Below are 5,756 nucleotides of genomic sequence, written 5' to 3'. Positions count from 1 at the left end.
TCATGAGCGTGTGCACCGACCGCCGCTCCTACTACACCGCCCCCATCAAAGCCCTGGTCAGCGAGAAGTTCTTTGATTTCGTGGAGCTCTTCGGCAAGGAGAACGTCGGCATGATCACCGGCGACGCCTCCATCAACGCCGAGGCGCCTATCATCTGCTGCACGGCCGAGATCCTGGCCAACCAGGCCCTGCGCGAGGGCGAGCGCTGCGACGTCGGCTGCGTCGCCATGGACGAGTTCCACTTCTACGCCGACCCCGACCGCGGTTGGGCCTGGCAGGTCCCGCTGCTCACGCTGCCGCACGCGCAGTTCCTCCTCATGAGCGCCACGCTGGGCGACACCGCGGGCATCGAGCGGACCCTCGGCGACCACACCGACCGCCCGGTCGACGTGCTCGCCGACGCGCCGCGCCCGGTGCCGCTCTCGTACGAGTTCGTGGACACGGCGCTCGAGGGCACGGTCGAGCTCGCGTTGCGCGCGGGCGAGGCGCCGCTCTACATCGTGCACTTCTCGCAGGACGCCGCCTTGAAGTCCGCCCAGGCGCTTGCCAGCTATGGCGTCTCCACCAAGGAGCAGCGCGAGGCCGTCAAGGACGCCATCAAGGGCACGCGCTTCACCACGACCTTCGGCAAGACCCTCCAGCGCCTGCTCGGCTGCGGCGTGGGCGTGCACCACGCCGGCATGTTGCCGCGCTATCGCCTGCTGGTCGAGAAGCTCGCTCAGCAGGGGCTTCTTCCCGTCATCTGCGGGACCGACACTCTCGGCGTGGGCATCAACGTGCCCATCCACACCGTCGTGCTCACGGCGCTCTCCAAGTTCGACGGCCGCCGCATGCGCCATCTGAACGCGCGCGAGTTCCACCAGATCGTGGGGCGCGCGGGCCGCTCCGGCTTCGACACCGAGGGCCGCGTGATCGCCGAGGCCACCGAGTACGACATCGAGAACGCCCGCGCCCTGGCCAAGGCCGGCGGCGACCCAAAGAAGGCGCGCAAGATAAAGACAAAGAAGCCCCCCGAGGGCTACGTCGGCTGGAACAAGCAGACCTTCGAGCGCCTTGAGTCGGCGGTGCCCGAGCCCCTGCGCCCGCGCATGAAGGTGAGCCACTCGATGGTCCTCGCCGAGGTCGAGCAGGGCGGCGACGCCATGGCGCGCGTCCATAAGCTTGTGGACGACTCCGCCCAGCCCGATGCCGAGAAGGCCGCGCTTCACCAGCGCGCAGACGAGATCATGGCGACCCTCATGGACGCCGGCGTGGTCACGCGCGAGGAGACGCCGGGCGAGGACGGAAACCCGCAGGTCAGCTACTCCACGACCGTCGATCTGCCCGACGACTTCGCGCTCGACCAGCCGCTGTCGCCCTTCTTGCTCGCGGCGCTGGAGCTTCTCGACCCCGAGTCCGACACCTACGCGCTCGACGTCATCAGCATGGCGGAGGCCACCCTCGAGGACCCCGGCCAGATCCTGCGCGCCCAGCAGCGCGCCGCCCGCGACCGCGCGATGGGCGAGATGAAGGCCGAGGGCATCGACTACGACGAGCGCATCGAGCGCCTGCAGGAGGTCACGTGGCCGAAGCCGCTGGAGGAGCTCCTGGATGCCGCCTTCGCCGAGTACTGCGCCAAGGTCCCGTGGGCGAGCGACTTCTCGCTCTCGCCCAAGTCCGTGCTGCGTGACATGGTGGAGACCGCGAGCGACTTCAAGGAGTACGTGGCCCGCTACAACATCGCGCGCTCGGAGGGGACGCTCCTGCGCTACCTCTCTGAGGCGTACCGCGCCCTCGACCGCACCGTTCCCGCAGACAAGCGGGACGAGCGCCTCGAGGACATCGTGAGCTGGCTCGGGCTCGTCGTGCGCAGCGTCGACTCGTCGCTCGTGGACGAGTGGAGCGCCGCCGGCAGCGCCCAGGGCGTGGACGTGGCGCCGCCGGCGGCCACGGACGAGGTCGTTCACGACCGCCGCGCGCTCACGTTGCTCGTGCGCAACGCGCTCTTTGCCCGTGTGCGCCTGGCGGCGTTCGGCGCGACCGACGAGCTTGGCCGCCTCGACGCGGAGTGGGGCTGGCGCAAGCCCGTGTGGGACCAGGCGCTCGCGCGCTTCCACGACGAGCACGAGGAGATCATCCTCGACGGGGACGCGCGCTCGGCGGCCTACTACACCATCGACGAGTCCGACGAGAAGCGCCCCCGCGAGGACGGCGGCCACGTGTGGCATGTCCACCAGGTGTTCCGCGACTCCGACGACGACCGCGACTTCGGCATCTGGGCCGATGTCGATCTCGACGCCACGCAGGAGGAGGGCGCCGTCGTGTTCGCCAACTATCGCGTGGGCTTCGTCGACGACTAGGCCGCGCGTCGTCGACTCCGCTCCCTGACCAGGTGCCCGCAGACCAGGCAGTCAAACAGAAAGGACCACGATCATGACCGATTTCCTCACCCTCGCCTACGAGCGCTATTCCTGCCGCGAGTTCACCGACCAGCCGGTCGAGCCGCAGAAGGTGGACGCGCTGCTCGAGGCCGCCCGTGTGGCCCCGACCGCGTGCAACAAGCAGCCCTGGCACGCTTGGGTGGTCACGGACCCCGAGGCGCTCGCCCGCCTCAACGCCACCACGCGCTTCGGCTTCGGGGCAAAGGTCGTGATCGTGCTCGGCGCCGCCCGCGACGAGGCGTGGACCCGCAAGTACGACGGCGCGAACTTCGCGGATGTCGACGCGAGCATCGTGGGGACGCACATCATGCTCGCGGCGCAGGACCTGGGCCTCGGGACCACTTGGGTCGCCTGCTTCGACGCCCCGGCGCTCCAGGAGGCGTTCCCCCAGATGGCAGGCTACGACCTCGTGGGGATGTTCCCGCTCGGGTACCCCTCGCCGGACTATGCCCCCGCTTCGGGGCACCTCGCCTCGAAGGGAATCGACGAGCTCGTCGACCGGATCTAGCCGCTTGCCGAGAGCTCGCTGCGGAGGGGCTCTCCCCTCGTTATGGTATTGACATAGTGTCAACACCATAACGAGGGGAGCTCGCATGGACCTGACGTCCACCGCGGCCACGCGCCGCGAGCAGATTGTTCGCGCGGCCCTTGCGCTCTACGAGCAGAAGGGCATCGAGCGCACCTCGGTCAAGGACATCGCCGAGGCAGCCGGCATCACGCGCAGCCTCTTCTACCATTACTTCGCCCGCAAAGAAGACGTCACCGACGCCATCCTCGACTTCTATACCGAGGGCTTCGTCGCCGCCATACGCGAATGGAACGAGGCGCGAACGCGGCTTGACGTCGCGGGCGCCCTGCGCGATTGCGTGAAGCTCCTGCGCGAGCTTCTCTTCGAGCGCGACGCCTTCCGCGAGCTCTTGCTCAAGGACGAGAACGCATCGCTGTACCTGCAGTTCCTCCAGAGGGCCTCGGAGGCGATCGCCCGCTACGTCACGGACTCGACGGCCCGCGACTACGCTCGCTACCACCAGATCGAGATCAAGCATACCTACGAGACGTTCTATCTGCTCGTCTTTGGCCTGATCGGGTTCTTGCGCCAGCATCCCGATGCCGACGACCAGGTTTTGGAGGACCTCATAGCCGATACGCTGCACCTCGACCTGTAGGTCTGCGGCGCTCGGCCGCCGCGGCCCTGGGGCCTGCGCTCCTCGGGCCGTCGAATGGGCAACGACGCGACGTCGCCCGCGGCGCCGCGCTGAGCATAGCGTCATACAAGGAAAGGAAGGTCACTATGTTGTTTGACGTCTGGGGTTCCAACACGGCCATCCATTGGCTCGGTTGGGTCATGGTGTTCGTGGGGCTCATCGTCCTGAACGAGGTCGGGCGCCGGAGCAAGGTGGGCGCAGCGATCATCTTTGGCGCGGCCCCGCTCGCGATGACGATCTACTGCGTCGCCATCGGCATCGGCGTGGCGAACGGCGCCGAGTGGGCGCTCACCAACCCCACCCACGTGTACCAGAACAGCTGGTTCCACTACGCGAAGGTCTACGCCGCTCTCGCTGGCTGCTGGGGCTTCATCGCCATCAAGTACCAGTGGGGAAAGATCGGCAAGGCGCACTGGTTCCGTGCCTGGCCGTTCGTGATCGTCGCCATCAACATCATGATCGCCGTCGTATCCGACTTCGAGAGCGCCTACCACTTCCTGGCGCTCGGCGAGACCACCTGGGTGACCTCCGAGGGCGCCACGCAGCTCGCAGGCTGGAATAATGTGTTCAACGGCATCGCCGGCATCATCAACATCTTCTGCATGACCGGCTGGTGGAGCGTCTACGCCTCCAAGGACAAGACTGACATGCTGTGGCCCGACATGACCTGGGTCTACATCATCGCCTACGATATCTGGAACTTCTGCTACACCTACAACTGCCTGCCGTTCCATGCTTGGTACTGCGGCTTCGCGCTGCTGCTCGCGCCGACCGTCGCCGGCATGCTGTGGAACAAGGGCGGCTGGATCCAGAACCGCGCCTTCACGCTGGCCATCTGGTGCATGTTCGCGCAGGTGTTCCCGTACTTCCAGGAGGAGTCCATCTTTGTGACGCACTCCAACCTGAGCCCCGTGGCCGCCACTATCGTGTCCGTCGTGGCGCTCGTCGTGAACATCGCCGCCATCGGCTACATCGCCTACCGTGCAAAGAAGCTTGGCGTGAACCCCTACAAGCAGGACGTCTTTGTGGGCACGCGCGACTGGGAGCAAGCGACTGCTCGCCGCGGCGAGGTCGACTACGCCCACCAGGCGTAGGCGCTGGTTCTACTCGTTAACCTAGGACGGGGAGCCGTCGGAGCGCCGACGGCCCCTTGTTTCGCTTTGTTTGGCTGCGCTAAGGGCTTTGAGCGGCGTTCAGGGGTGGCTGTAAGTTGCTTCGCTCAGTTTATTTGTGACTTGTGACGCTTCGACTGAGTATCAGCGGCGTGCCCGTTCTAATTACCAGGCATTTTGTCCATGCTGTTCAGCCTGATACTTGCTGCATTGGATGCAAGTCACAAATAAACCGACTGAGTGTAAATGGTGCGCCTTACGTTGGTCGTGCCTAGGCGCCGCCTACCGAGATGCGCACCGTCCGGTCGGCCGCCAATGATAGGCTTTGCCGATGGAAACAGTGATTTGCGACATATCGGCTTTCGAGTTTTGGCGTATCCCGCCCGTTGTCCGGCTTTTGACAGGCGCGCCGGCCGATGATGCCGATTTGCAGAGGCATTTTTCGCGCTCCGAGATCGAGCGTCTCCGCTTCGATATGCTCCAAGAGCTTTCCCTCTGCAAGGCGTGCCTGAGCGACGGTGCCAAATGGCGGCGCTCGGGACAGGTATCGCAAGCCGTTCGCGATGCATGCCTGCTCTTGGCTTCTGGCATGAGCGCACCTGTGGACGTGCTTGTGGGCTCGGCCAAAGATGTCCACGCGTCGACCGTCGTTCGCTTTCATGCTTGGGGCGGTGCCCTGCAAGTCGTCACGTCGATGCACCTGACCGATGAACTTGCCGTAACGTCCCCTGCGTTTACCCTGCAGCAGCTCGCGGGCCGCTCGTCGCTGATCAAGACCGTGATGCTCGCGAGCGAGCTGTGCGGTTCGTTCGCTGTTTATCGAGCTCCTGCGCCCATCCGCAGGTTCCTTCAGAGACGACTCGAAGCTGGAGGTTTGCCTCGGTATGGCGGTTGGTCCCCTTGTACGACGCCTGACGGGAAGCTCTCTGAGCTTTGGATCCGCGAGCCTTTGGTCACGCCTGCGGAGCTTGCGGCCTTCGCCGAGCGAAGCGAATCGAGCCGCGGGCGTAAAAGGCTGC

General features: G+C 65.7%; 5 protein-coding genes. All 5 read left to right on the top strand.

Features of this window, described 5'->3' with window-relative positions; translation table 11 throughout:
• Positions 1-2,339: DEAD/DEAH box helicase (locus tag ACT84W_RS08810; RefSeq protein WP_444328945.1), on the top strand; the 2,339-nt coding region annotated here is incomplete at its 5' end.
• Positions 2,340-2,412: 73 nt separating this feature from the next.
• Positions 2,413-2,928, top strand: a complete 516-nt coding sequence (locus ACT84W_RS08805; protein ID WP_417576033.1) for a nitroreductase family protein — start codon at positions 2,413-2,415, stop codon at positions 2,926-2,928.
• A gap of 85 nt (positions 2,929-3,013) precedes the next feature.
• Complete coding sequence (locus tag ACT84W_RS08800) at positions 3,014-3,586, top strand: TetR/AcrR family transcriptional regulator (RefSeq protein WP_432290126.1); 573 nt, start codon at positions 3,014-3,016, stop codon at positions 3,584-3,586.
• A 125-nt stretch (positions 3,587-3,711) separates the two neighbouring features.
• Positions 3,712-4,719, top strand: a complete 1,008-nt coding sequence (locus ACT84W_RS08795; RefSeq protein WP_444328944.1) for a DUF5692 family protein — start codon at positions 3,712-3,714, stop codon at positions 4,717-4,719.
• Positions 4,720-5,068: 349 nt separating this feature from the next.
• On the top strand, positions 5,069-5,756 hold a 688-nt coding region (locus ACT84W_RS08790), incomplete at its 3' end, for a hypothetical protein (protein ID WP_444328943.1).

It is taken from the genome of Paratractidigestivibacter sp. (genome assembly GCF_052362415.1).
Lineage (GTDB): Bacteria > Actinomycetota > Coriobacteriia > Coriobacteriales > Atopobiaceae > Paratractidigestivibacter.
This window is presented reverse-complemented; position numbering and strand designations above follow the sequence as displayed.

Coding starts and splice junctions, on each gene's coding strand:
- ACT84W_RS08805 (WP_417576033.1), top strand. CDS start 2,413: ATGACCGATTTCCTCACCCTCGCCTACGAGCGCTATTCCTGCCGCGAG.
- ACT84W_RS08795 (WP_444328944.1), top strand. CDS start 3,712: ATGTTGTTTGACGTCTGGGGTTCCAACACGGCCATCCATTGGCTCGGT.
- ACT84W_RS08800 (WP_432290126.1), top strand. CDS start 3,014: ATGGACCTGACGTCCACCGCGGCCACGCGCCGCGAGCAGATTGTTCGC.